Annotated in this window: 21 protein-coding genes and 1 pseudogene; 3 read left to right on the top strand and 19 right to left on the bottom strand. The window is 34.5% G+C overall.

The window, feature by feature from the left end:
• Window positions 1-47: 47 nt before the first annotated feature.
• On the top strand, window positions 48-686 hold the full coding sequence (locus MKZ18_RS01715; RefSeq protein WP_340842967.1) for a TetR/AcrR family transcriptional regulator: 639 nt from the start codon (window positions 48-50) through the stop codon (window positions 684-686).
• 142 nt (window positions 687-828) lie between these two features.
• Here the strand turns inward: MKZ18_RS01715 and codB are convergent, their stop codons facing one another.
• The 4 genes from codB to MKZ18_RS01695 are packed head-to-tail and all read right to left on the bottom strand — an operon-like array spanning window position 829 to window position 5,698.
• Window positions 829-2,097, bottom strand: coding sequence for a cytosine permease (gene codB, locus MKZ18_RS01710; protein ID WP_144594386.1), 1,269 nt, complete (start codon window positions 2,095-2,097; stop codon window positions 829-831).
• Window positions 2,098-2,154: 57 nt separating this feature from the next.
• Window positions 2,155-3,495 carry an MFS transporter gene (locus MKZ18_RS01705; RefSeq protein ID WP_340842968.1) on the bottom strand — a complete coding sequence of 447 codons (1,341 nt, stop codon included), beginning with the start codon at window positions 3,493-3,495 and terminating at the stop codon, window positions 2,155-2,157.
• Between the two features lie 34 nt (window positions 3,496-3,529).
• Complete coding sequence (gene codA, locus MKZ18_RS01700; RefSeq protein WP_144594382.1) at window positions 3,530-4,789, bottom strand: cytosine deaminase; 1,260 nt, start codon at window positions 4,787-4,789, stop codon at window positions 3,530-3,532.
• Window positions 4,790-4,804: 15 nt separating this feature from the next.
• Complete coding sequence (locus MKZ18_RS01695) at window positions 4,805-5,698, bottom strand: polysaccharide deacetylase family protein (RefSeq protein WP_144594380.1); 894 nt, start codon at window positions 5,696-5,698, stop codon at window positions 4,805-4,807.
• Between the two features lie 296 nt (window positions 5,699-5,994).
• On the opposite strand from MKZ18_RS01695, the gene MKZ18_RS01690 reads away from it, so the two are divergent.
• Window positions 5,995-6,648: a helix-turn-helix transcriptional regulator gene (locus tag MKZ18_RS01690; protein ID WP_144594378.1), complete on the top strand. Its 654-nt coding sequence runs from the start codon at window positions 5,995-5,997 to the stop codon at window positions 6,646-6,648.
• 1,145 nt (window positions 6,649-7,793) lie between these two features.
• On the opposite strand, the gene MKZ18_RS01685 is transcribed toward MKZ18_RS01690, so the two are convergent.
• Both MKZ18_RS01685 and MKZ18_RS01680 read right to left on the bottom strand, forming a co-directional pair.
• Window positions 7,794-9,155 (bottom strand): IS4 family transposase, encoded by a 1,362-nt coding sequence (locus tag MKZ18_RS01685; RefSeq protein ID WP_061785593.1) that lies wholly within the window; start codon window positions 9,153-9,155, stop codon window positions 7,794-7,796.
• 359 nt (window positions 9,156-9,514) lie between these two features.
• A complete protein-coding gene (locus MKZ18_RS01680; RefSeq protein WP_144636301.1) occupies window positions 9,515-10,453 on the bottom strand; it encodes an ATP-binding protein in 939 nt (312 codons plus the stop codon).
• Window positions 10,454-10,490: 37 nt separating this feature from the next.
• Here MKZ18_RS01680 and MKZ18_RS01675 point away from each other — a divergent pair, with 37 nt between their 5' ends.
• Entirely contained in the window at window positions 10,491-11,198 is a 708-nt protein-coding gene (locus tag MKZ18_RS01675) for an IS6 family transposase (protein WP_340842969.1), read from the top strand.
• A gap of 77 nt (window positions 11,199-11,275) precedes the next feature.
• On the opposite strand, the gene MKZ18_RS01670 is transcribed toward MKZ18_RS01675, so the two are convergent.
• The 13 genes and pseudogenes from MKZ18_RS01670 to MKZ18_RS01610 form a co-directional block, all read right to left on the bottom strand.
• Window positions 11,276-11,908, bottom strand: coding sequence for a hypothetical protein (locus tag MKZ18_RS01670; RefSeq protein WP_061785329.1), 633 nt, complete (start codon window positions 11,906-11,908; stop codon window positions 11,276-11,278).
• A gap of 77 nt (window positions 11,909-11,985) precedes the next feature.
• Entirely contained in the window at window positions 11,986-12,492 is a 507-nt protein-coding gene (locus MKZ18_RS01665; protein WP_061785328.1) for a PadR family transcriptional regulator, read from the bottom strand.
• Window positions 12,493-12,496: 4 nt separating this feature from the next.
• Window positions 12,497-14,959, bottom strand: a complete 2,463-nt coding sequence (locus tag MKZ18_RS01660; RefSeq protein WP_061785337.1) for an ABC transporter permease — start codon at window positions 14,957-14,959, stop codon at window positions 12,497-12,499.
• Window positions 14,928-15,647 (bottom strand): ABC transporter ATP-binding protein, encoded by a 720-nt coding sequence (locus MKZ18_RS01655; protein ID WP_340842973.1) that lies wholly within the window; start codon window positions 15,645-15,647, stop codon window positions 14,928-14,930. The genes MKZ18_RS01660 and MKZ18_RS01655 overlap by 32 nt, the downstream gene beginning before the upstream one ends.
• 263 nt (window positions 15,648-15,910) lie before the next feature.
• On the bottom strand, window positions 15,911-16,822 hold the full coding sequence (locus tag MKZ18_RS01650) for a conjugal transfer protein (RefSeq protein WP_061785326.1): 912 nt from the start codon (window positions 16,820-16,822) through the stop codon (window positions 15,911-15,913).
• A gap of 15 nt (window positions 16,823-16,837) precedes the next feature.
• Window positions 16,838-17,848, bottom strand: coding sequence for a bifunctional lytic transglycosylase/C40 family peptidase (locus tag MKZ18_RS01645; RefSeq protein ID WP_061785336.1), 1,011 nt, complete (start codon window positions 17,846-17,848; stop codon window positions 16,838-16,840).
• Window positions 17,849-17,856: 8 nt separating this feature from the next.
• Window positions 17,857-20,083, bottom strand: a pseudogene (locus tag MKZ18_RS01640) (CD3337/EF1877 family mobilome membrane protein).
• The gene (gene tcpF, locus MKZ18_RS01635; RefSeq protein ID WP_061785324.1) at window positions 20,034-22,490 is read right to left on the bottom strand and encodes a conjugal transfer ATPase TcpF; all 2,457 of its coding nucleotides are present in this window, start codon (window positions 22,488-22,490) and stop codon (window positions 20,034-20,036) included. Before tcpF ends, MKZ18_RS01640 begins: the two are co-directional and overlap by 50 nt.
• Window positions 22,474-22,866 carry a conjugal transfer protein gene (locus MKZ18_RS01630; RefSeq protein ID WP_061785323.1) on the bottom strand — a complete coding sequence of 131 codons (393 nt, stop codon included), beginning with the start codon at window positions 22,864-22,866 and terminating at the stop codon, window positions 22,474-22,476. The genes tcpF and MKZ18_RS01630 overlap by 17 nt, the downstream gene beginning before the upstream one ends.
• A gap of 71 nt (window positions 22,867-22,937) precedes the next feature.
• Entirely contained in the window at window positions 22,938-24,050 is a 1,113-nt protein-coding gene (locus MKZ18_RS01625; RefSeq protein WP_061785322.1) for an AAA family ATPase, read from the bottom strand.
• Window positions 24,051-24,052: 2 nt separating this feature from the next.
• Window positions 24,053-24,817, bottom strand: a complete 765-nt coding sequence (locus MKZ18_RS01620; protein ID WP_061785321.1) for a DUF6414 family protein — start codon at window positions 24,815-24,817, stop codon at window positions 24,053-24,055.
• 49 nt (window positions 24,818-24,866) lie between these two features.
• Window positions 24,867-25,367: an antirestriction protein ArdA gene (locus tag MKZ18_RS01615; protein WP_061785320.1), complete on the bottom strand. Its 501-nt coding sequence runs from the start codon at window positions 25,365-25,367 to the stop codon at window positions 24,867-24,869.
• Between the two features lie 166 nt (window positions 25,368-25,533).
• A complete protein-coding gene (locus tag MKZ18_RS01610; protein ID WP_061785319.1) occupies window positions 25,534-25,755 on the bottom strand; it encodes a hypothetical protein in 222 nt (73 codons plus the stop codon).
• Window positions 25,756-25,847: the final 92 nt, after the last annotated feature.

The following is a 25,847-nucleotide window of genomic DNA, read 5'->3' as shown; positions in this document are numbered from 1 at the left end:
TTCAATTTGAAACTAGGGTATAATTCACTTATAGAGGAGGTTGGAATATGCAAAAAGGAGTTCGAGAACACAAGAAATTGTCGCGTTATAAAAGTATTGTTCACACAGCTGAACATTTATTTCTAGAGAGTGGTATAGATGCTGTTCAGATGCAGGATATAGCCGTGGCAGAGGGGATAGGGATTGCTACTTTGTTTAGATATTTTCCAAAAAAAGAAAAACTGATTGTAGCAGTCGCTATTCAAAGTTTGAAACGGATGATTATACAATTAAACAACATCGTACAATCTTCTAAAACTGCCTATGAACGTTTAGAAGATGTATTACATTACTTATTAATAAACCAAAAAAATGAAAAAAACGCTGCAAAATTCCGTGAAGCGTTCGAAAGTTATGCCTCATTTGCTAAAGAGCCATTAGCAGATATTGAGTTATATATAGATGTTCAGAAAGAAATTACTCAGGTCCTAATCCCAATAATTGAGGATGGGAAATCTGATGGTTCACTGCGTAACGACATACCAATAAAAGAAACGATTATAACGATCATTAATACATACGGAACATTCGGTAATAATGTATTACTTAAAACCCCAATAACTTATACAGAAGAAGACATTAAACCTGAGGTACAGTTAAGGATTTTGAAGGATATTTTATTATCATATGTTAAACCTTTATCATAAAATGCGAATAGATACACAAAGTAGGACTTATTGCATGAAAAATCAGCAGTAAGCTATAATTTATAGCTTACTGCTGTGAAAGGTGTAATTTATTTATGCTTCACTATACAAAAAAGAGACGAAGTACACACTCCGTCCAAATCTAAATATTTTTAATCGATTCTGTTACTTCATCTTTTCCTATATTACCTCTGGTAGCTGCCTGTTCAAGCATTGTTGCCGCAATATAGACCATTACTGCCGCTACTATAGCATTAACTGGAGGGATACCCGGTAATAAGTTCGCTGCAACGATTCCCACTGCCCATGAAACAATTGCATTTACGTTAATATTCTTTACTTCTTTTTGATTATAGCCATTTTTTCTCCTTAGTAAGAAGTAATCAGCTAAAATAATAGCACCAATTGAAGGAATTGTAGATCCCAAAATGGTTAACCAGCTAATGAAATTGTTATAAACAACCATTGAAAGCAAAGTACCTAACATTCCATTAAACAAAACAATCTTGTCCTTCGGTAATTTTGTAATATGAGAAAATCCCAATCCAGACGTATAGAGAGAGTTATCATTTGTAGACCAAATATTTAAACCTAACACAATGATGGCCGGAATAATTAATCCTTGAGCAACCATTACATCCGATATATCTGCATATCCTATAGCTAATGTTCCAATCATTCCGAAAGTAAACATTAATGAATTACCAATAAAATAAGCTATAAAGGTTGTTAGGAAGCCGTCTTTTTTATTTTTAGAAAATCTCGTAAAATCAGCTGTTAATGTTGCACCTCCGATAAATGAACCAATACATATTGATAAAGCTAAAGTGTATGAAATACTCTCTGTAGGTTCAAGTTGCATTAATGCAGCAAACCCTCCAACATCCGCTGTCGCTTTGGACACTGAGAAGCTTCCTAATAATGCAATAGCTGGAACCGCAACAATACTCAGTACTGTTAATGCCTTCATACCCCAATAAGCTGTAGAAGTCATTAGTATACCTGACAAGATGATGAGGATTGGCAAGCTAATTCCCGTAGCTTTATTTACCATTAATGAAAATGTTGCAACACCAACGCCAAACCATCCAACTTGTATAGCACTTAACAAAAACGATGTAAGAAACGAACCCTTTATACCAAATGAAAAACTTGTTAATAAATGTGTAGTAAGTCCTGTTTTAGCACCGATTAGTCCTAGTAAAGCTGCATAAATACCTAGAATCAAGTTACCTATTAACACAACCACAATAAATTCCTTCATTCCGATCCCTTGACCTAATGTTCCACCTGCTACCATACTAGAGGAGAAAAAAGTAAACCCTAACATAACAAAGAACATTGAAAGAAAACCTTTACGATGATCTTTTGGAATTGGCCCTAATGCAAAATCTTTATCTTCACGCTCCACACCAAAACCCCCATAGGTATTATTTTTCATATTAATGCTTTCTTATCCTTCTAACTATCATGCCTTTTTAGAAACTGTACTAAATTTTTCTTCCCTATTATTCATTTTGATTAACGAGACACTTGATGTTTCTGTTGTTTTTATCAGTGCAATTAATGCAATTATTGCAGCAACAACTAAGTAAAATGCTGGAGCAAAATCATTACCGGTCGCAGCTATTAAAAAAGTGGCTACATATGGTGATGTACCTCCGAAAATAGCATTTCCCGCATTAAATGAAAGGGCAAAACCACTATATCGAACCTCAGTCGGAAACATTTCAGATAAAAACGTTGCAAGCACTCCATCATTACAAGCTAAAATTGCGCCTAATAATATCATCGATGTAATCGTAAATGCTCCCCCTAAGGACATTAAAGTAAAAATCGGATATGTGAATATGATAAACAAAATGCATGCAGTTATTAATACAGGCTTTCGACCAACTTTATCGGTTAAAGCACCAACTATCGGTAACATAATAACATAAGCCAACAAAGTGAAAATTGTTGTCAAGGTACTCTGTAAACTATCAAATTCCAAAACAGTTGTTAAATAAGTGGGCATATAGCTTAATATAATGTAGAAGCCAACAGCATTTAAGCAAATGACACCTAGAGCGATGATAATCTTTTTACCATTTTGCCGAATTCCTTCTATAATCCCCAATTGTTTAGATGATGATTTTTCTTCCAATAATTGATTGAATTCCGGAGAATCTTCCATTTTCAAACGGATAAATAATCCAATTATTCCTAATGGCAATGATAATAGAAAGGGAATTCTCCATCCCCAACTATGTAACGCTTCTTCGGTTAATGTAAATTCTAAGGTTGAAGCAAATACTGCTCCTAACAACATACCTGCTGCAGTACTCGCAGGAACCATACTAACTAATAATCCTCGTTTATTCTTAGGTGCATGCTCTGCAATCATCAATGATGCACCAGCATATTCACCTGATGCAGAGAACCCTTGTACGATACGACACGCTAACAATAATATTGGAGCTAGTATACCAATACTAGAATAGCTTGGGATTAATCCGATGCAAAATGTTGAGATCGACATCATAAACATAGTTAAAACGAGTATTTTTTTTCGTCCAATTCTATCTCCATAATATCCCCAAACGATTCCGCCAATCGGTCTAACTATAAATGACAAAGCAAATATGGCAAATGTACTTAATAACGCTGCAGTAGTGTCACCAGGTGCAAAAAACACAGAAGCAATAATTATGGCCAAATACCCATATGAGGCATAATCAAACCACTCAATCATATTCCCAAATGCCGATCCGCTAAGTATTTTCTTCATTTCTTTCTTTTTATTTGTATTTATTGATGAAACAGACATTTTAACAACCTCCTATTTCAGAATTTTCCGAAATTTATTTCGAAAAAGTTGGTATATTCACTTTAATTTCTGCTGGTTTTCTTTCGATTAAGACTTCACCATTGCGGATTGAATAAAGAACTGGTGATTGACATCTAATTGCTTCGTATTCAGAATCTGTATCAAGAACTATTACATTAGCCTTGTTACCAACTTTTAAGCCATAACCTTCTTCAATATTTAACGTTTTTGCCCCATTAACTGTAATTAAATTCAAGGCTGAAACGATATCATTGTAACCAGTCATATGGCAAGCATGTAATCCCATTTCAACGACTCTGATTAAATTTCCATCACCTAACGGATACCACGGATCCATAATTGAATCTAAACCGAAGCATACATTTATCTCCGATTGCAGGAGCTCTTTCACTCTTGTTAATCCCCTTCGTTTAGGAAAGCTATCAAATCTGCCTTGTAAATGTAAATTAGCTTTAGGAAGGGAAACAAAATTAATTTTTGACTGTTTTAATAATTTGAAAAGCTTATATGTATAAGCATCATTGTAAGATCCCATAGCGGTTGTATGGCTAGCTGTTACTAATTCCCCCATTCCTAATTTAAATGCTTCCGCTGCAACAACTTCAACATATCTTGATTGCTCATCATCGATCTCATCACAATGTATATCTACCATTTTTCCATATTTATATGCTAGTTCTAATGATTTTTTTACAGATTGAACACCATCTTCTCTAGTATGCTCATAGTGTGGAATACCACCAACGACATCTGCACCCATGATTAATGCTTCTTCTAGCAGTTCATCTCCTTTTGGATAGGCATAAATACCTTCTTGTGGAAAAGCTACTATTTGAATATCCATCCAGGATTTTACTTCTTCTTTTATTTCTAGTAATGCTTCTAATCCCATTAAGCTCGGGTCAGTAATATCAACATGAGTTCGTACATACTGAACACCATGTTTCATCTGCATTTCCAATGCCTTTAACGCACGATTTTTTATATCTTCCTTTGTTTCTTCTACAAGCAACTTTCTTTCAGACCAACACTGAATTCCTTCAAATAATGTGCCTGATTGATTCCATCTTGGCGTTCCTGCTGTTAAAACATAGTCTAAATGAATATGCGGCTCTACAAATGGAGGTAAAACGATCTTACCCGCTAAATCTATGACTCTTTCATTACTCCGTATACTGGTATCAGCTGGTACTAATTTATTTATCCGTCCCTCCATTATTTCAATATTAAAATTACCTTCTTGTCCATATAATTTTGCATTTTTTAATAGCATCGACTTGTCAGCTCCTTAAAATTCAACTAAATGTTTATTTTCTTTTGGAAATAGAATGCTTGTATTCGGGCCCGGAATATACTCTAATTCCAGTTTGTTCTTTTGCCAACATGTTGCTAACTCATCTCCAGTAGTAAACCAAACATCGGGTTTTGATTTCATATAAGCTATTAATTTATCTAATAAGGCAATTCTTGATGCACGTCCAATTAGTTGAGGGTGCATCGTTAAGTTAAAACAGCGTCCTTCATCATATAACCCGTCGAATTCTGCTTGCCACAATCTTAATACTTTCTCAGGTTCTTCAATTAGAAACGGCATCGTCCAATCACCGGAGAAGGCAAATTGTTCCCAATCATCCAGCAGCCAAGTACCAGGTATTTCAAGTAAACGACTATTGTTTTCACTATCGATTAAATAAGGTACATCATCTGCTTGCAGACTTGAATCATATACAAATCCATGTTTTTTTAATAGGGCTGGCGTTCTTGAGTGCATTTCCCATAAAGGAGCTCTGTAGCCAATAGGTTTCTTACCTGTGTATTTACTTAAAATTTCAATTCCTTTCAGCAACTCAGACTCTTCTTCATCAAAAGTTAATAAATCCGATCTTTTATGTAGATATCCATGATGTCCCACAGCGTGATGTTGTTCAATAATTCTTTCAATTACAGTAGGATCAAGTTCTGCTGTTGCTCCCGGGACAAAGAATGTACCTGGTACTTCATGTTTTTTTAAAACTTCCAAAACTCTATTTAAACCAACTCTCCTGCCATAAGTACCCATTGACAATACCGATGGACGATTTATGTTATGCATATCTGCAACATGTGCTGTTTCTGCATCTACATCAAAAGTGAGTAATACTGCGATTTTCTTTCCGTTTGGCCATTTAATTGGTTGAACCATTATTACTTCCCTCCACTAAATCTTAATTTCTTTATATGCATTACTATAAGTTAACATTATGATCTCCGCTATGTTTATGTCAGAAAATATGACATTGTTTTTTGTTTATTTTAAAAAATATTTTTAATTTTTATAAAAAAATCCTCTTATTTTTATAAAAAACAAAAAATTGTTCTTTTTAAAAAATAAAAAATTAAATTCACAATCACTGTATATGAATATAGTTATGTAACATTCTATAACTCAATATGTTATGTTATAATTTTTATCATAGATTTCAGAAAGAAGGATATATAATGAATAGTTTAAACAGAGAAGAAAATCTTATATTAAAAATGTACAGACCAATTGCTGATATGATCGTAGCAAGCTTCGGAAATTACTGTGAGGTAACCATTCATGACTTAGAGAACTTTCAATCCTCCTTAATCTATGTAAACGGTAATGTTACTGGAAGAAAGACCGGAGCTCCTGTTACAGATGTTATGTTAAAAGAATTGCATAAACATGGGGATAATATAAAGGATATGCTTGGTTTTATTACTAGAACAATTGATGGAAAAATCCTCAAAGCTTCAATCTCCTTTATCCGAAATAATAAAGGAAACGTGATCGGCTGTATTGGTATAAATTTTGATATTACTGCCCTCCTATCAGCAAATCAAATGCTGCATAATTTAACTATGACACCTGATATATATGAAATGGATCCAGTACCTGAAATGTACGCAAAAGATATCGGAGAAGTTTTTCAGCACATTATTGAGAGTACACTTGAAGAAATTGGTACACCTATCGAGCATATGCGAAGAGAAGATAAATTAACTTTTGTTAAACTATTGAATGACAAAGGGGTGTTTTTAATCAACGGAGCAATTGATCGGATAAGTGAGAAGCTAAAGGTATCAAAACAAACCATCTATAACTACCTTGATGAAATTAGATTATAGTGTAAACTATTAACGAATTTATAAGCTAATCTATATGAAATAATGACCATACAAAACAACGTCTAAGCATTTAGACGTTGTTTTGTATGGTCATGTACGTTCAGCCTTTAAATGGGGCAAGATAATGACATGATTCGAAATGGTTATGTACATAATCAATAAAAGAGAAATTTGAAGAAGAGAAAATTCCATGAATAAGACCGCCATTTAAACTATTATTTGCTGAGGATAGTATTCACTTTAATTTTAGTATTATACTGTAGGAATTTTAAAACAATGTAGGATAAAAACTAAAGAAATGAATCTTTTTGCCGAAATATTGATAGTAAAACTATCTATATTTACAAATTTCTATAATACTCCTCAGCAATATACCCAATCCATCGAGAAGAAGGAGAAATTATGGAAGAAAAAGAATTCAACCAGATTTTTCCTGTTAGGACGTGTTACCCGATGGTATCTGTTCGGAAACCCCATTTGTGTCATTACTGTTGTTGCAGGCTGTAAGAGTGAGGGACATCACCAATGCAAGAGATGGAAATAGTAGCTTTTTCACATTGTTTTCCCCCTACAATTTTGAGTATTTGTAACAATTCTTACATTCATATTTGTATAAGATTCTGTGTTGAGATGCTATGTTTTGGTAAATAATGATTCCCCATAGGTAATGACTATTAATAGGGAAAGCAAATTATTTTTTTCCATCAGTTGTACTTGTTTAGAACCTTGTGTATTTACAATAGAATAGTTATAGAAAAAGTAGAGGCTTTATTATTATGCAATAAATAAAAAAACGACCGATATCCTATTTCTCTCAAATGGTTGCCTAATCCTACCACAATGAAAATTAAGGTTATACACCATTTATTTCACCTAAATCAAAAGTAGCTTCGTATGAGATTTTCCAATAAAATGGAATGATTCAACTGCACTCTTTCATTACTAGTGGGTTATTTTTTTGAAAAATCGAATATCATCCCCTTAGAAAAACAATATTTTTAGAGTAAGTAAGAGAATGGCATTAGGAAAGGAAAAGAAGAATTACTAGGGTACAAACATTTAAAATGGAGATATTGAAAAAAGTACAGATATTAACCTATCTGTTAAATAAAGTACATTTCTTCAAAATTCTATTTATTTTTAACTCAACTTTCGCACACTGAAATAGGAAGGTAGACCTTGATGTAATTAGGTAAGCCTGCAATCCAGTGTTGTAGTTGACATTGAATTAACTTTTGAATCCTTTTGTTACTTTCTTTTAGGACATCTTGAAGAAGCTCTAGTAGCTGTCCTAGTGCGACAGCCCAATCGAGATCACTAATTTCATCGCAAAGATCATAAAATAGACCACCTAATGTCCGTTGGTCTGTGCTACAACGGTTCTGCCAAGAGAGGACAATGTATCTAGTAAAGACGATTGTTGTATGACAAATTAAAGAGTCATACGAACGACCTTGAAACTCCTTTTGTAGCTTTAATAAGGATTTTGTTGTTTTGAAAAAGACTTCAATGTCCCAACGAATTCCGTAGATACGAATGATTTCTTGTTCACTTAAGCTGCAATCGGTACTTAAAATCGCTAACCATTCACTTTTTTTATTACGGTTACGGACAAATACAATTTTAACTGGTACTCCATTGGCTTGTGTCGTTTGAATAGACCGTAGAATTCCTTTCTTTCCTTGAACGGGTGAAGCTAATGAATAGAGTTCCTTCAAACTAACCTTTTTACCTTTCATCAGGTAACGTTGCTTTAAATTTTTCACCATGCCAATGACATCAAGACCTTGATCTGTGATCTCCTTAATAAGGGGTTGATGTGTAAACCACGTATCCATCAGCACATAAGTGGCTTCGATACCTGAGTTCATTGCCCGTTGAATCATCGTTGGAATTTGTTCAGGTGCCGTTTGTAAAGCTTCTAAACGGCGCTTATATCCAGAACTGCGCTTGTCAATGTTCTGTGACACTCCATTGATGACACTGTTTTTAGAGCTCAATAAAGAAAAGTCTACAGGCATAAACGTTGTACCGTCAGACCATCCCAATGTAAGCATACGAAAGCCTTTGTAGAAGCGCATTTTTTGAGAAGCGTGGTCAAAACAACGCGCAAGAAGTTCAACCGATTTACTTCGATTTTTATCATAAGATGAATCATCAACAATCAACACTTTGATACGCTCATGATTTGTAAGCTTACTTACTTTTTCAATCGAGTGTGCGCTTAATAAAAGCAGAAACCTTCTCCATGAATAAGTGGAACGGTTCAAAAAACGATAGACCGCATCTTTAGCTGGAATATCGGTAGATTTCTTACTTTCAAGTGTTCGAAACCAGTTTTTGTTTTCAAAGATCAAACAGAAAATGAGCTGAAATAAATAAGCACAGGTAAAGCCAAAAGACTTGGTAATCCCAGCTTTTCTAAGATGTTTCAATACTTTTAGTTCTTTAAAAGTAGATTTTATTTCATTTGGTAGTTGCTTAGATTGGTCATGATTCGCTATCATATAGAGGACACCTCTTCTGTATGGAATGTTTGATTCTCGACAAATCAACTATACCAAACGGATAGGTGTTTTTTCATGCATTTTTATGTGTCAATGATAGTACTTGAATGACATCGGCAACTACAGCTAGATGAATTTATAGCACATTTATCGATGCGAAAGTTGAGTAATTAGTAGAAAAAAAGATAATTTATTTTTAAACATTAGATACCTCATTATTTCGTAATTCTATACTATTCACTCTATAACATGACAAATCCATTTTTTAATTTCTCTAACAAGCAGATACTACCCCTTTTAAATCTTCTCTCTTTAAACAATTATAGGAATATCTTTTGAATATGTTGGAAATCACTTTTTTAGTTAACAGGAAGTTGAACATGAAAGGTAGTTCCTTCTCCAACTACACTTTGAACTGAGATATTTCCTCCGTGTTCATGTATTGTTGTAAATACTTGAGTTAAGCCCAGGCCTGTTCCTTCGCTTTTCGTAGAAAAGAACGGTGTTCCCAACATTTTTAACTTATCTTCAGATACTCCTATTCCTGTATCACTCACTTTTATATGAATCCATCCATTTTTATAATAATGTTCAATTCCAATTTTCCCCTTACCAGGAATAGCCTCAAGTGCATTCTTTATCAGGTTAAAAAAAACTTTTAGTAATAAATTTCTCTTCCCAATTACTTTTTTCTCTGAATTCCTTAAATTCAATTCTGTTTTCACGTTATAAAGTTTTTCTTGAAATAAAAACAATAGAGAAGCTAATTCCTTACAAAAATCAATGGGAACAAAAGGTTCCTCATGTAAATCAGGTTTGGATACCTGTAATAAATTTTGCAGAGTCGCTAGTGCTTTTTCTAATTCGGTTTCCATCGTATCCAAATAAGCGTGTGGCTGGGATTCTTTTAATAACTGTAAAAATCCTTTTACTGATGTGAGAGGATTTTTAACTTCATGAGCAATACCAGCTGCTATTTGACCCAGCGAAGCTAATTTTTCCCTATCATTCAAAAGTTTCTCTGCTATCTTGCGATGTGTAATGTCTTGAATAATGACTTGAGCAAAGACCTTATCTTTCAAATAAAAAGGTGCGATCATTACTTCAACATCAATAGTCTCCCCATCGCTTCTAATCAATTTTGCTTCTATAAGTTCTAATATTTCTTGTTTTTCCAGTACTCTTTTTAACCGTTCTTTACAAATATCATGGATGTAAGGAGGTAGAAAAACGTATAAATTTTGGTTCTGGTGCAAAAACTTCAAAATATCTGCAAGTATTCTCTCAAACTTGGACATACTGATACTATTACTCTAAAAAAAGGACGTGATCAGTATGGAAAAACAAAATCTATTCAAGTGGAAACATTATCAACCTGATATTATTTTATTAACCGTGAGATGGTACCTACGGTACAGCCTCAGTTTTCGTGATTTAGTCGAAATGATGGAAGAACGCGGATTATCTATTGCTCATACAACCATCATGCGCTGGGTTCATCAGTATGGTCCTGAATTAGATGAGCGAGTACGGCGTCATCTTAAGCCAACCAATGATTCTTGGCGAGTCGATGAGACGTATGTAAAAGTCAAAGGTCAATGGATGTACCTATATCGTGCCGTTGATTCAGAAGGAAATACGATTGATTTTTATTTAAGCAAAACAAGAGATCATAAGGCTGCAAAGCGCTTTTTCAAGAAAGCTTTGCGGCCTTTTCATGTTTCAAAGCCTCGTGTTATCACAGTAGACAAGAACCCATCCTATCCTATGGCGATTGAAGAGTTGAAGAAGGAGAAAAAGATGCCCGTAGGCATCCAACTAAGGCAAGTTAAATATCTTAATAACATTGTGGAACAAGATCATCGTTTTATTAAAAAGAGAGTTCGTTCGATGTTAGGGTTGAAATCTTTTCGGACAGCTAAATCTATTCTTTCGGGAATAGAAGCAATGCATATCATTAAAAAAGGACAACTTGCTTTACGGGACAAGTCTGTCCACAATCAAGTGAAGTTCATTCATCAACTATTTGGAATGGCTGCATAAGAACAGATTCCATTAGGAGTCTATATACCTCTTTCAAATAAATGCAATCTTTGCACCAGAACCCAACGGTTTTTTAGTTATTTTGGAAACAATGTATAAGACCACGAATAAATAAAATCGGCGATAAAAACAATTCCCCAAATTATTCCGATTCCAAAGGTAACATCATTAGGATAAGGTGATTCTTTTGCTACTCCTTTCTCTATCCATGAAAAATCACTTAAATACATTTTTATCTCTGCGATGCTTTCCGTACCTATGATCCAAAGAATCGCTTGAACTGTAACAAAAATAAATAAATGTATATAGGAAGATTTACGATACTTTTTTGCAATATATTTAGGGTTATTATTCCTTTCAATAATTTTATAGTCTTTGTCAGACAATAATTCAACACCACGTAACGTTCCAATTTTTCTACGCATCCAACGATCTAATCTTATAAAATCAAATATTCCAAATGTAAACGCATAGATAATAAATACAGTAATAACAATTTGAAACGTTGAAATCTCTCCTGTTTGATGATAGACATACAACCCGAGCAGCCCTTCAAGTATTACCATAAACAAAAAGAGGAAAATGAACATAATGCTAAGTCTAGGTTTGTTAAAGAAATAACGAAATATACCAAATAGGATTAGTGCCCCTATAGACAATAATTCGATGAGGATAAACAATTCCCAATTGTATTCAAGAATAAGACCCAACTAAACTCCTCCTTTTTGGGAATGATTAGTATAAGATAATTACAACGGTATATCGAAAAGGAAACCTCTACTTAGATTTATGAACGATTTCTATTTTCAATCTGACTTATCCAATTTAAATCTGCCTCCAAATGTAAGAGTGTACCACTGATTAATAAATATTTATCGTCTTCACCCTGAATAAGTAACTCCGTTTTTAATTTAGTCAACTCCATTACATCTTTCATTATCATTGCTTTTTGTTGCTCAAGCATAATATTTTCTCGATCAAAGTGGATTTTTCGAGCGCAACTCCATTTAAAATGAAAGTCGTCCCTAGTAGAGTAATAAGGTACAGGTTCTAATAACCATTTTTTTAATTCATTTTCACCTTCCGCTTCTAATTTATATAACTTTCTTTCTTGGTCATCTATTCCTGCCGATGACACGAGTTGATCACGAATGAGACGGTCAAGGGTAGTATAAATCTGACCAGGGTTAATCTTTCCCTTGATACTTAGAAGAGACTCTAATTCTACTTTCAATTCGTATCCATGATTTTCTTGTAGGAATAACAATGTTAATATCCCGTACTTTACCGACATAATTTTAACCTTCTTTGAGTGATGACAAAATATTTATTTTACTAGCTGTCGTACTAGAAATCCAAGAGGCAAATAAACTTAGTAAAAGACCAGCAATCAATGCTACTCCAATATTACCAAGAGGTATCTGGAAAGATATGAAATCTCCCAAAAGCTTGGATTTACTAGTAACGTAAAGTAAAATCACACCTGATGCTACGCCTCCAATGACTCCTACCAAACCTATAAGTAACCCCTCACCAATTACCATCTTTCTTACTTGCTGTCTAGTAAATCCAAGCGCCCGCATCGTTCCAATCTCAGATGTACGTTCCAAGGTATTCATCAAAAGAGTATTAGCTGTACCAATACTAGCTAGACCAATAATTAGGAATAGCATAATTAATATTAATTCGTTCATACCAGATAACGCAGAAGTAGTTGATTTAATTTCATCTTCGACAGTTTTAACTTTTGAAAGGTGTTCATTGAAATCTATCCATAACTGATCTCGTAATTCCTCGCTGCTATATTTATCATTTAATGTTAGTAGCATATCAAAACTATTTCTCCAACCAAATTCATTATTTAAATGCTCCTCATCCATAAAGCCAACATATCCTGAATAATGAGAAGTATCCACAACGTCAATGACTTCAAATTTTTGTTTACCAGAAGGAGTATTTACGTGAATGTATTCTCCAACTTTTCCACCCCATTCATCAAAAGCCCGTTTACCGAGCAGGATAGATGGTTTCTTTTGTAACTCTTGATATAACGATTCTTTTTCAATATCTTCAAATAAAATAGGCCCTTTTTTACTTACGGCAAAAATAGAGAATTGTCTATTCTCTTCATTCATTGTTTCCCATGTAATGGGTGTGGCTTCCGTTAATGGGACAACATTTGCTACAGAATCATAAGAAAGTAGAGTTGTTATATCCTCACTAGACCAAGGAGCTTCCGATGTAGCTCTTAGATCACCTCCAAATGTATTTCTAATGTCACGTTCATAACCTTCAGGAGCAGATTCTATAACAGAGCTTAACAATAAGATTACTCCTATCCCTATGGCAAGGATAGCGGAAGTATTGGCATTTCGATTTAATTGCTGCGTAAGGCTATGCGTAGCTAAAATTCCTGAATAGCCAAAAAGTACTTTGAAAATTGGTTTAAAGATCTTACTTATTCCTTTTAGCAAGAATGGGAACAGCAAAATGATACTTGCTAAAATAGCTAGATAGGAAACGAAATGATCAATAAATATAAAAGTAAATAAGCCAACTCCTACAATACCTCTAAACACGTATTGTCTTTTCGATGATTCAGTTTGATTTGCCATTTTTAATGTTAAGAGCACCGAAGTTTTTCCCGCATTGTAAATAGGAAATAAGGAGAAAATAATGGGAAATACAATTCCTATTACTATGGCTGTTATTGTAGGTATTTTCCAATTCAAAGTGTAAACCATGTCAAATTCAAACACACTAAGCAAAATTTGCATAAACATATCGCCAAGCCAAATTCCAATTGGTACCCCTACAGCCGTACCAATTAATGATAAAATTATTACTTCAATTAAAACAAGCCTAGAAATAGAACTTTGTAAATAACCAAAACTTTTCATTATTGCAAATTCCTTTTTTCTCTCCATAACGCTTGTATAAATCATATTAAAGACAATGAATCCACTAATAAGCATAGATAAGCCAGCAATTAAGTAAAAAAATGTATAGAGTCCCCCAATATCGTTACTTTGTCGATCATCTGCGACAACTGGCTGTATATATACACTTGAATTACTAAATTCTTTTTGTAAAGATTGAAAAAGTTTTTCACCTTCTTCATTTGTTTGAAGCCTTACATATGAAAGCTCATTATCCATACTTGTCCATTCTCTTAACAAATCAAGTGGAGCCATGACTCTAAAACTGGTTGATTCAGCACTCTCCCAATTGCTCGGGCTTGCAAGTAACTGTGTATACTCAACTACAGCAGATATTTTAGCCTCTCCCAGATTAGTAAACTGAATGGTATCTCCTACTCTTTTATTTAGTAAATTTGCAAGAACATCGGGTATTACCAATCCCTCATTGTCTAAACTCCCTTCAATAACAGGAAGTTTTAATAAGGAACTGTTTTGATCATCCACACCTGTAATTCGTACAGATCGTTGATTTAGCGATTTATCACTTAGATCTATGAATGCTTGTTTATCAAGTACAAACAATGTTTCAGTAACGATTGGACTGTTTAAATGGGGTGAAACAGTCTCTTCCGAAAAGGTATGTTCATCACTTAAAAGCCAATAATCAGCATTTGCTACATACATTTGTTTATAATAATTAAAAACATCGTTTGTTGTTTTATCTGCGATTAACATAGATGTTATAAAGGAAACACCAATGATAATCCCAAGTAATGAAAAGAAAAATCTTTTTTTGTTTTGTGTTATGTTACGCCATGAAATTCGCCACATATTTAGCATAATCTTCATCCTTTCTAGAAATCACCTGATCGACAACTCCACCTTTAAAAAGAATAATTCGATCTGCAAATCCAGCTGCGAAAATATCATGTGTAACCATAACTATTGTTTGATTGTAATCTCGATTAAATTTTGTTATTAAACCAAGAATTTCTTCGGCTGTATTTCTATCTAAATTACCTGTTGGCTCATCTGCCAATAATACGGCAGGTTTGCTAACCAGTGCTCTGGCTATAGCCACACGTTGTTGTTGACCACCGCTAAGCAAATTAGCTCTTTTCTGACCAAGTCCTTTTAATCCAACAGAATCAAGTAATTCTAAAACTAATTGCTTTTTTTCTTTTGTTAAAGTTCCATCTGCATGAAGCGGAAAAGCTATATTTTCTTCTACATTTAAATTAGTAAGTAATTGATAATTTTGGAAAATGAATCCTATATTCTGTCTACGAAATATTGTTCTTTTCTTTTCCGTCATCTTATTTAAATAATGCTGATTAATTATAATATCTCCTTCAGTAGGTATATCAAGACCACCTAACAATTGGAGTAATGTGCTTTTTCCAGAGCCGCTAGGACCCATAATAGCTACAAATTCACCTTCTTGGATTTGTAAACTAACATTTTTTAATACTTTTATTCTTTCTTGTCCTTGTGAAAATTCCTTTTTAAGATTTTTAACCTGAATCACTTTATCAATCCCTCCTATTTTCAATATTATTATATACTAAGTATATAATAATTCAATATATTTTTATTGCAAATGGAGTTTATTACCCTATATATTCCTACTTTCAATAATAAAGCTAATTATTGTTTATATACTAAGTACTTAAAGTGTGGATTTTATTAATAAAGTTTAATAATCATCAATTGTCAAGAATGATAAAAGTGAAACAGGTTTAAATAATAATTTATTAATATTAATTTTCAGCAAACAAACTGTTAGCACAGTTACTTAACAATCATCCAATTTATATCTTTCTCTAAAGTTAGTACATATTGAGAAAGCTGCGTTGCCTTCGTTGTCCCATCTAAGTACTTCACCGATATCCAAACATACACCTGATTTCCAGACTGTTGGAATATAGGATTAACTAGCTCTGAAAATATATAGTCTTTGCCAATCGGTGGTAAGGCATTATTTTTCACATAATAAGCAAGTTCTTTATCAGTGGCAGTAGGATAAAATGTAAAGAATGTCTCCAAAAACTCTGTCACTTCTTGCACAGTATCAGAATCAGCCGTTCCGTTACTTTCAGGTTGTTGTGGCTCATAATCTGATTTATTCGGTAAGCTCCATAAGGTAGGATTTTGTGTAATGACTAAGTTTCCTGCATTATCTTGATGAAGAAGTATTCGATATGTGGATCGAACCCTTTCGCTATTTTTATCTTCCGTAATTTTTTGATCTACCGAATAAACAACCGTATAGGTATTATCATTTTCTGGTGATACTGACCAGATATCAATATTACCTACGCTGGAACTAGTAGGAATATCATCTCTTACGGTATCGATATTTAAAGCTTGTAATTCCTCTGTCAAATAGTGACTGATCTTTTCCGCCCGTTGTTCAATGGAATCTTTTTCATTTTCCCATGTGTAGTAATCTTTCACAAAGTTTTTCGTAAAGCTCTCAATCGCATTCGTATCCATGATCTTGGTTTCAATGATTTCTCTATCATGAACGGTATGTTGATCAATTGCTGTAAAGTTTTTATAGATTCCAAAGGCAAGACTTCCAATGAGGACTATCCATAAAAACACCACTGACTTTTTACGTGGTCCAACTGTCTTTACTTTTATTTTTTTAGGTTTTGGTTCTTTCGTTTGCTTGTCTTGCTTTTTAAATAATCCCTTCATTTTATCTAACCCTTTCTATTGTTTAATCCGTCCAGCTCCTATTAGGTGTTTTTGCCAGTAAGAAGACGTCAAATCCGCATAACCAATCGGATCACCTGCGTTATACATTTGGTTGTTTCCAACATAGATCCCAACGTGCGTGACATACGTTCCCGCGTTATACGTAGAATGAAAAAATACTAAATCCCCAGGTTTTGCTACTGAAAGAGGAATATGCTCAGTTACGTTATATTGCTGTTGTGCTGTTCGGGGCAAATTAATCCCAGCTTTCCGATAGCTCCACTGCGTGAGTCCACTACAATCAAATGAAGTATTTGGATTATCTCCACCAAAGACATAAGGAAACCCTTCGTATTTTAATGCTTCATTCATGACAATCTGAACCATTTCATCATCAAATTGAGGCGAAATAAAATACTGACTCACTAAATCGACATAAAACATATTGCCATAACGGTACCGCCAACCACCATTTTTCTTTACGGCTATTGGATTAGAGTAAGTGACTTTACTGCCCCCTGACCGTTCCTTCGCAAAGCTTTCAGCTAATTTAAAAGAGTAAGAGCTTCCTTGTTTTGCGACATAATCAATAAAAGCACCGCCATAGTTGTAAGCCTGAATGACTGTATTCTCATCGATACCGTTTGCTTTTGCGGAACGTAATAAATCTGAAAAGTATTTTGTTCCTTGTTGAATCGAAGCTTCGGTATCCAATGTGTTAGGCGGTAATCCCAACGATTCACTTGATTGCATTACGTCTGTAAGTTTGCCACCACTCTCTACTTGGATAATGGCAAGTAGAATAGAGACATACTCACTAATTCCATATTCTTGTGCATATTTCTCTACCATTGGCTGATGTTTTAACACATTCGCAGAAACCGATATACCACCTATCTCACCAATGAAGTCACCACCATCTGATGAATATTCTTCATTCGATATAAAAACAGCTACAAATGCTAATAGCCCAAGCAACGCAAGAAATCCTAATCCCCCAGCAATGAACATAACCTTTAATCTCATGACTTTCATTAGCGTTTCCTCCTAGTTGCATGGATTGGACGCTTACTGATTTGTTTCTGATTTGTACGTTTCAACGGTTTAGAGGGACGCCTAATGATTTTCCTACTATTTTTTGGTCGAGAACGTTCTTCATTGATAGGTCGGGTTCCTTTTTTAACAGGTTGTTTGGGATTATCAGTAAAATGCTCTTTTCTGTCTGGACTCGATAACTGTCGTTGTAATTTGAATTGCTTCATATGCTCGCTTTTTGTGACAGGTCTTGTCTTTTCTTTTTGTTGAACAGTTGGGTTCTTTAATCTATCTTGATGTGCAGATTCATTGGCATCATGCGTGACTGGTCGTTCATAACTAGCAGTCTTTCGAGAAAGGGTACGTTTTTTATCCAATGCTTGCCGCCTATCTGCAATGGTTTGACGATGTTTTGCTTGACGGTCTGCATGTGTTTTTTGTCTCTTTTCCTTTGCTTGCTTCATACCTTCTTTAAAATCACGGGCAGGTTTTGTAAGCTGTTCTTTTCCTTGCATCGCCGCATATTGAGCAGTAGTAGGTAAATCATGTAGTTGTTCTTTACGATGATCTATATTTGCACGGAACTGACTTTTCGCACCAAGCACTTTTCCTGTGACTTGACCTACTTTCTGACTTAAAGATGTTGATTTCGTGCGATCAGTTGGCCGTTCTTTGTTATTTTTTGTAGTCGATGTTAACCGTTGCGATGGGCGTAGGGGAGAGAACGAGCCTTTTGTTTGCTTTGATTTTCCAACCATTGCCCCGACCGTTGCTCCAGCTGTTGCCCCTGCAAGGGTGCGTCCGATTGTTCGCTGCAATCGACGACTGCCACGATTGAACATTCGGTAAGGACGACGCATGACTTGACGTCCAACTTGTTGCGAATCATTACTTTGCAGTTTAAACATGCTCATAATGTCACCGAGTTTCATGTAAATCCCTGCAAACGTCACGATCTGCAAAAAGGCAATCAAGAAAAATGGAAAACTTGTTGTTAAACTGTAAAGCATGGATGAAATACTAAAAGCAACTGTAATAATGAGCGTGATACCAGCCCGAAGCATAATTACATTAAACAACTTCATAATCGCCTGCTTTCCCATGTTTTCAAAGGTGGGTATCATGGAAAGTAGAAAACTAATTGGTAGAAACATCGCATAGATAATAAACAATATTTGCGAGAAAATCATAATTCCCGATAGTAGAAACACGAAAATAGAGATACCGATATTAAACAGAAATAAAAAGAAGACCATTCCTAAACGTGTGGTGGTCTTCGTAATGGTTAAGTTTTTATTGTCGTGATCTTCAATTTCTGCTTTGACAGCATCTTCACGATCTTTCCCGTTATTCGTATCAGGATTGATAGAAACTAAGTTTTCAACACGTTCTTCGCCAATCGTTTCTTTATCCGAATCATCAAATTGTAATAACATCCAAGGCTGTTCCACTTGAATAGAAAAGAGGTTATTCCGTATCATATCGACACTATCTTTTCCTTGGCTACTCGAATTCGGCATCAAGATTTTAGTACCTAAATCTAAACTTGCTTGACTAATATCTGCTGAAAAGTCATTAATTTTAGCGATATACGTTGGGGCATAGGCAATAAAGGAGGCCGACAAAATAAAAACGACTAAAAAGTTTAGGATCGCTCGAATCGCTTTCGTCGTTTCTCGTTTCATTAAACCTGTATAAGCCACGTAAATTCCAATGACTAAAATGAAAAGAAGCAAGAAGCCTACATAAAATCCTGAACTGCTGAAACCACTTGCCGTAATTCCAGCTAATGTTTGCATGTTTTTTGCCGATGGCATCTGCCGTTTGTGAAATAAAATCGAGAGAATAAGCTTGTTGGATTAAGTAGCCTGTCGCATTTGATAAATATAAGCTAATAATCCAAATGAAATTAGTGATTGTATATAAGCCATACATGACCTGTTTACCTATGCCATCATCCCAGTTCCACGGCAACCAATCCCAACCCGAATCCACGTAGAAATCTAATTGATAATGGTCAAGTGGGTACAAGGAATAGAGATTATCTTCTGACACCGTATCATCAACTAAGCCAGCTGCTTGAGCTAATGTTCCAAGTAAAAGAAGACATAGAAAAACGGCAGTACCAATAAGTACCACCGTTAAGACAATCTTTTTCCATTTTTGTTTTTTCAAATTAATCGCCACCTTTCTTCTCCTGTGTCGGTGGACGCGTGTCAAAAGCATAAAACAAATCTTCAAAGACAGGATGGACTTGAATAATCCCCACACGCCCATATAAGTCTTGAATTAAACATTGTCCGTTTTCCAGTTCCCGTAATCGCCTTTGATTCGATTCATCTTCCGCATCCACACCAAAGAATTGAAGAGTTTTCTTTATTTCTGTCATATCTCTAGAACGAAAGGCGAACTTTACACCGATGTTATTCTTCAATTTTTCATCGGTTAAATCGTCCGCATTCTGTGTAACAAAGTAGACACCAGCATTCATCGCACGCCCTGCACGTACTAATTTATTTGAAAGTGTTTTTCCTTGTGCGACTTGTAGAAATGACCAAGCTTCATCTAAGTCCACGATTTTAAATACGCTACGATCTGAATGAATAAAGTCTAGTGCAAAAGTGGAAATGACAATCAACATGGCGACACTCAAAAGTTCCATGGTTGTATATTCTTCAAAACTTGTTTCTGCGTCTGGTAACACCAAATCCGCAACTTGAATGATATTCAACTGTTTTTCTAAACTAATCGAATTTTCCACTGTACCATCCGAAAAGAGTAGGTGGGCAAAGTCATAATCCGTAAAACTTTCGATATGGTCAGCGATGGGACCAGCTAATGGATTGGGGTCACTTCTTAATTCATGAATCACGAGAAGCAAACCACGTTCCTCCTGTTGACCAACAGCTCGAATCGCTCGTCGTAATACAGGGAATTTATCTCCATCCCGACTCGATATACCTGTGAGAAAGGTAAGAATATCAATCGCAAGACTTTCCGAATCCTTTTTCTTTTTCATGATGACAAAAGGGTCAAGTAGTCCTTTATTGCTTTCCTCACTCGTTAAATTAACAATATTTATTTCATGAGCAATTTCAGGCAACATTTCTTTCCATCTTCCTCGTTCCGCCTTTGGATCAACAATGAGTGCTTGACCACCAAAGAGAACGGCATAATAAACAAGCAGGTTATTAGAAAAAGATTTCCCACCACCAAGTGAACCTAAGAATGCAGAAGCTAACGCATTGGTGACAGAACCTTTCACGCCTTGACTAGCTAGGCTTGGATTGAGATAGACATTTCTTCCTGTGTCCAAGTTGTAGCCAAAATAAATCCCTTCCGTTTCTCCGAGCATTTGCGTTGCGCCAAACCCAAGACCTGCCAAAAAATCAGATGTAACATACTGAATATAATCATTCATATACCGCTTACTGGCTGGGATAAATTCACTGTGTAAACCAATCATATCTCCAAACGGACGAACAAGTTTTACGTTCAAATCATCATAAAAATCTTTTACCTCATTACAACGCTGTTTGAGTTCATCCAAGTTAGGGGCAGATACTCGAATGACATAGCTTAACTTATACATTGCTTCTTTACTTTGATCGAGCACATCTTCTAATTCATTGACCTGTTCCAATGCGTCGATGACATTGCTGCCTGTTTCGTTATCGGATTCCCAGGCATGATTATCCAAGTCTTTAAGTTCCTTTTTCTTGTTCCGAACGGTAGACAATGCTTTTTTGTTTGTTACAATTTCCACGTTCATGGAGGTATCTATTGGAAAATCAAATTGTTGTTGTTGATAATAAAAGATTTCATCCGATGGAAATTCCAAATCACCGACAATGGAATTAATCGTAAAGTAGGCCACATATGTTGTTTGTTCTTCCTGTTCGATTTTTAAATAGCGTTGGTTTTCCTCAATTAAACAACGGGACGGTTTAATCAGATCATATCGTTTCACTAAAGTTTCCCTTTTAAATTTCTTTAGAGGGAGAGCATAATCATACTCGTCATAAGCCATTCCAGTTTGTCCATGAAGATGTTCAATCAAATAACCAAAGTCATTTTTATTTAAAGGGCGGATCTTAAAACGTCTCGATATTTTGTTTTGTAATAAAGATTCCATTTTAGAGAAACGTCTCATTTCTTCATGCGGTATGGAAACAAAATCTCCCATCAGGTGATGGTTTACATCACGGACAAATGAAGAAAGTGAATTTTTGATGTTTTTCCCTATTGATTTCATATTGACTTCTTCTTCATTGAGTAACAGTTTAAAACCGATAAAGAAACGATAATCGACTTGGTGTTCACCAATCATCGAAACAAGTGCCTCTGTTTGGTCGTCAATCCGTTCATAAGCAACCTCTTGTAATCGTCCTATGACTAATTCTTTGCTTCGTTCTTGTACCGAGCGAATACTACTAGCGGTACTGATCTGTAAAGCATGAATTTTGCCGTCTTGATTTTGTGCGATTAATTGGCGAAAGTTATCATGCACCTGTACTTTTTCATCCTCCGATAAAAAGGAATAATTATATGGCAACAGCTCATAATACGCAAAACATTCACCATCATGGTTGAAAACGAGATTATTTTCAAGGTATTTAATCGGATAACGCATGGACTTCACTCCTAACAGCGGTGATATTTTCATTTACTTTCACACGTTGTAGTTTGATAGGTTTTCCTGCATAGGTGACTTTTGGTCTAAACCAATATGTCAATGCAGACTTGAGAAAGCTATACGGTTTTTTACCATCGAATGTTTTTTGACTCATAAACCAAGTCAAACCAATTGGAATTCCAACATATTTTAATAACGCCCCATCAATCAAGGAGAGGGGAGGGAGGTTTCCAAGTAGCATGACAGCTAAAAGAGAAAGCACAAACCATGACATTTGGTTAAAGGTCACTGGGAAAGGTAATCGAAAATCATTAATTGCGTAAATCACTTTTTCAACTGACCAAATACGTGTATAACTTTTTAATTTTTTCATTTATTTCGTTCCTTTCTATATTTGAGATAAAAAATAGCAGTAAACTATTTTAAAGTTCACTGCTAAATTTTTTAATTGTCCAATAAGTCATTCATTAGTGTGTCTGCAATTACATCTTCCGTATACTTTCTAATATTTCTTACATTAGTTAATTGAGGTAACGCCTTCTCTATTTTTTGCATTATCAATGTTTGATCTAATTTTTCAATAAATTGTTTTTTCATGTTTTTGGGATTGATAAACTCGTTAATCATTCTCTCTGCAATTTTCTTTTTATCTTCATCTGTAAAATCAGTAAAGTGAATAAACCCATCAAATCTACTTAATAATGCATTATCTATATTTTTCTCCATATCTTGTATAGACTGTAAATTTGAAGTACAGATTATTATAGAGTTACTAACATCTACAGTAAAATTTTGATCAGAATAAATTCCTTCGTCAAACATTTGAAAAAATGTAGTTTGAAAAAAGGGAGGTGCTAGTGCAAACTCATCTAATAATATAACGTTAGAAGTTCTATTGAGCAGATGCTTTGAAAAAGAATCTTCACTATGGGAAGTAGATTTGAAAAACCTAACACTTGAATCTCCGCCTACCATCGTCATTTGTTCACGTAAAAGTGTTCCTTTTGTATATAAGGTGGTAGATAAATATTTTGCAGTTTCTGTTTTACCAATTCCAGGATTTCCATAGAACATTAGTACCAACGGCTTTTTTGTTGGTCTAATCATTTGTGCTATCAATTTCCGGCATATTGCCTTTTTTGCAATAGTTTGGCCAATTATATTTGAATCAAATCCTTGTTGTACTTTTCCTATTTGGGTTGCATTAATTTTAGGATAACTATAATTCTTTTCCTTGACAGTTCCTTCCATTTGCTTCAATTTGTCATAAAAAAACTTTGGTGGATTATTGATTATTAAGGTGTTTATACTGGAATAACTTTCAAATATCGATACTATATTATCGATGTTTTCAAATACATGTGAGTTGATTCCTGAGCAATCTTCTAGGGTAATAACACACGTTTCAAAATCTTCATCTAAATTTGATATCACAGATTCTAGCGTTATATCCTTAGTCCAATTACGAATAATTCGACTGAAAAATATTTTATGTTCGATTGGTTGTATTCTCTTGTTGAATTTTGTTCTTGGTTCATAATAAATTTCAATATTCATTTTTATACTCCTGCTAAAATAACATCTATTATTTCGTAAGTAATTTGCGTAGTTTGTTCTTCATCAAAGTCTAATCCTGTTTTTGTGGTATTATGTGGGGTCGTCATATTATCAATTTGGTGTTCAAATTCTAGGTTGGTATCTAATGATTCGCCTACCTTAACTCCAAATAATGTTAAGTCCATTTTGGTTAAGTCATTTAAATTATAATTATTTCGTAATCCTGCAATATTAAACCTTACGATTTTTTTCTTGCCATTTTTACATATACAAAGAAGATCGTAATATCCTGAAAGTGAATCTAGGGTATCCTCAATTCCTTTAATATTGATACCGCTGAAGTTTTCTTTATCTTCAGCGCTTAAAGTATTTAATTTATTAATATCATCAATCATATGCAGTATAGGGACTAAATTCCTAAAATATGCAGAAGAATCCTTAGGTATAATAAGTTGATGATTCTCTAATTTAGTAATTTTTTGATTAGTTTTGATTATATCCATAAAGCTACTAATTAAAGTACTAGTAATTTGAGTTTCAATAATATTGTTTTTCTGATGGGAAGCATTTCCAGATAGTTTTAATCTAGCAAAATTAAATATACCCTTATTTACAGATGCTCCTGCTTCCACTTGAGCTGCTGTCTCATTTAGTTTTTTGATTACTACAGATTCCATACCTTCTTTTTCTAACTCCAATAAATCTACAGCTGCTTGCTCATCAAAATATACAATTTTCCCGAACTTCTCTTTCGATTTCTTCGACATAGTGTATTCTCCTAGCTATATTTAATAGATTAATTATAGCAAGGACTTGTTATTTTATATACTCAAATACGCCATGTGGAGTGACGAGGAACTCTCCATTAATCTCTAAATCTCGACCTAGTGCGCGATAATCAATATAATTTTGCAAATTAGCGGGTACTTCACCAAGCATTCCTGTTTCTTCTACATAATAACGAGCCACATCTTCCATATCCTCACAATCGGCATAACAAATAATATCGTCTTGATGTTCCATTAGTTCTTCCAAACTATCAAACCAGTAGCTTTGAATTTCAGAAAGTTCATGATAAATCGGAGAGCCTTCTAATTCTTGTACCATGGCACATAAACGATTGATTTCAGAGATTGGTGTATATTCATCAATCTCAAACGGCAACTCGTAATCGTGCACGGCATATTCTTCATATTCCCCATTTAAACCGATTTTTTCTTTCATATCTTCTATATCAATAGGTGGCGTAAACCAAGCGCCAACCAATTCTCCCTCATTGTATTTTCCGAGGTTGGCAATGTAAACTTGCATTTCCATATTATGCACTTCCTTTTCTTAAAAATAGACATAAAAAAAGCATCAACATTTTATCTGTTGATACACTAAATTGAATTGTTTATCCCTACCGCACTACCGTTTGGTCCACCATTTTTTTGTAAAACATAAGAACACCACTTATCTTTTACAAAAAAAACGGTACAATTTAAGACCCTATGATTCGATTGAATAGGCTTAACAATACATCTTTCACTCCACTTGCATTAAAAACTAATCCCACCGCAATTAACGCAACAATCAAAAAGCCAATCAATTTGGAGAACTCACGCTTAAATCCTAAATAAATTCCAATCACAACAATTGCCATCAATACTAAAGACTGTGCATTACTTAAAAACCAGTTGTATAAATTTTGACCAAAATTCATTTTTCTTTCTCCTTCCATCTTCTAATACTTTGTCACTTGACGCATACATTCGAAAAACCATAGAAACACTCCACCAATAACGGTAAACAAAA

The organism is Priestia sp. FSL W8-0001 (genome assembly GCF_038050335.1).
GTDB lineage: Bacteria > Bacillota > Bacilli > Bacillales > Bacillaceae_H > Priestia > Priestia flexa.
Note: the sequence above shows the minus strand (reverse complement) of the source record. Positions and strands in the feature narration are given on the sequence as shown.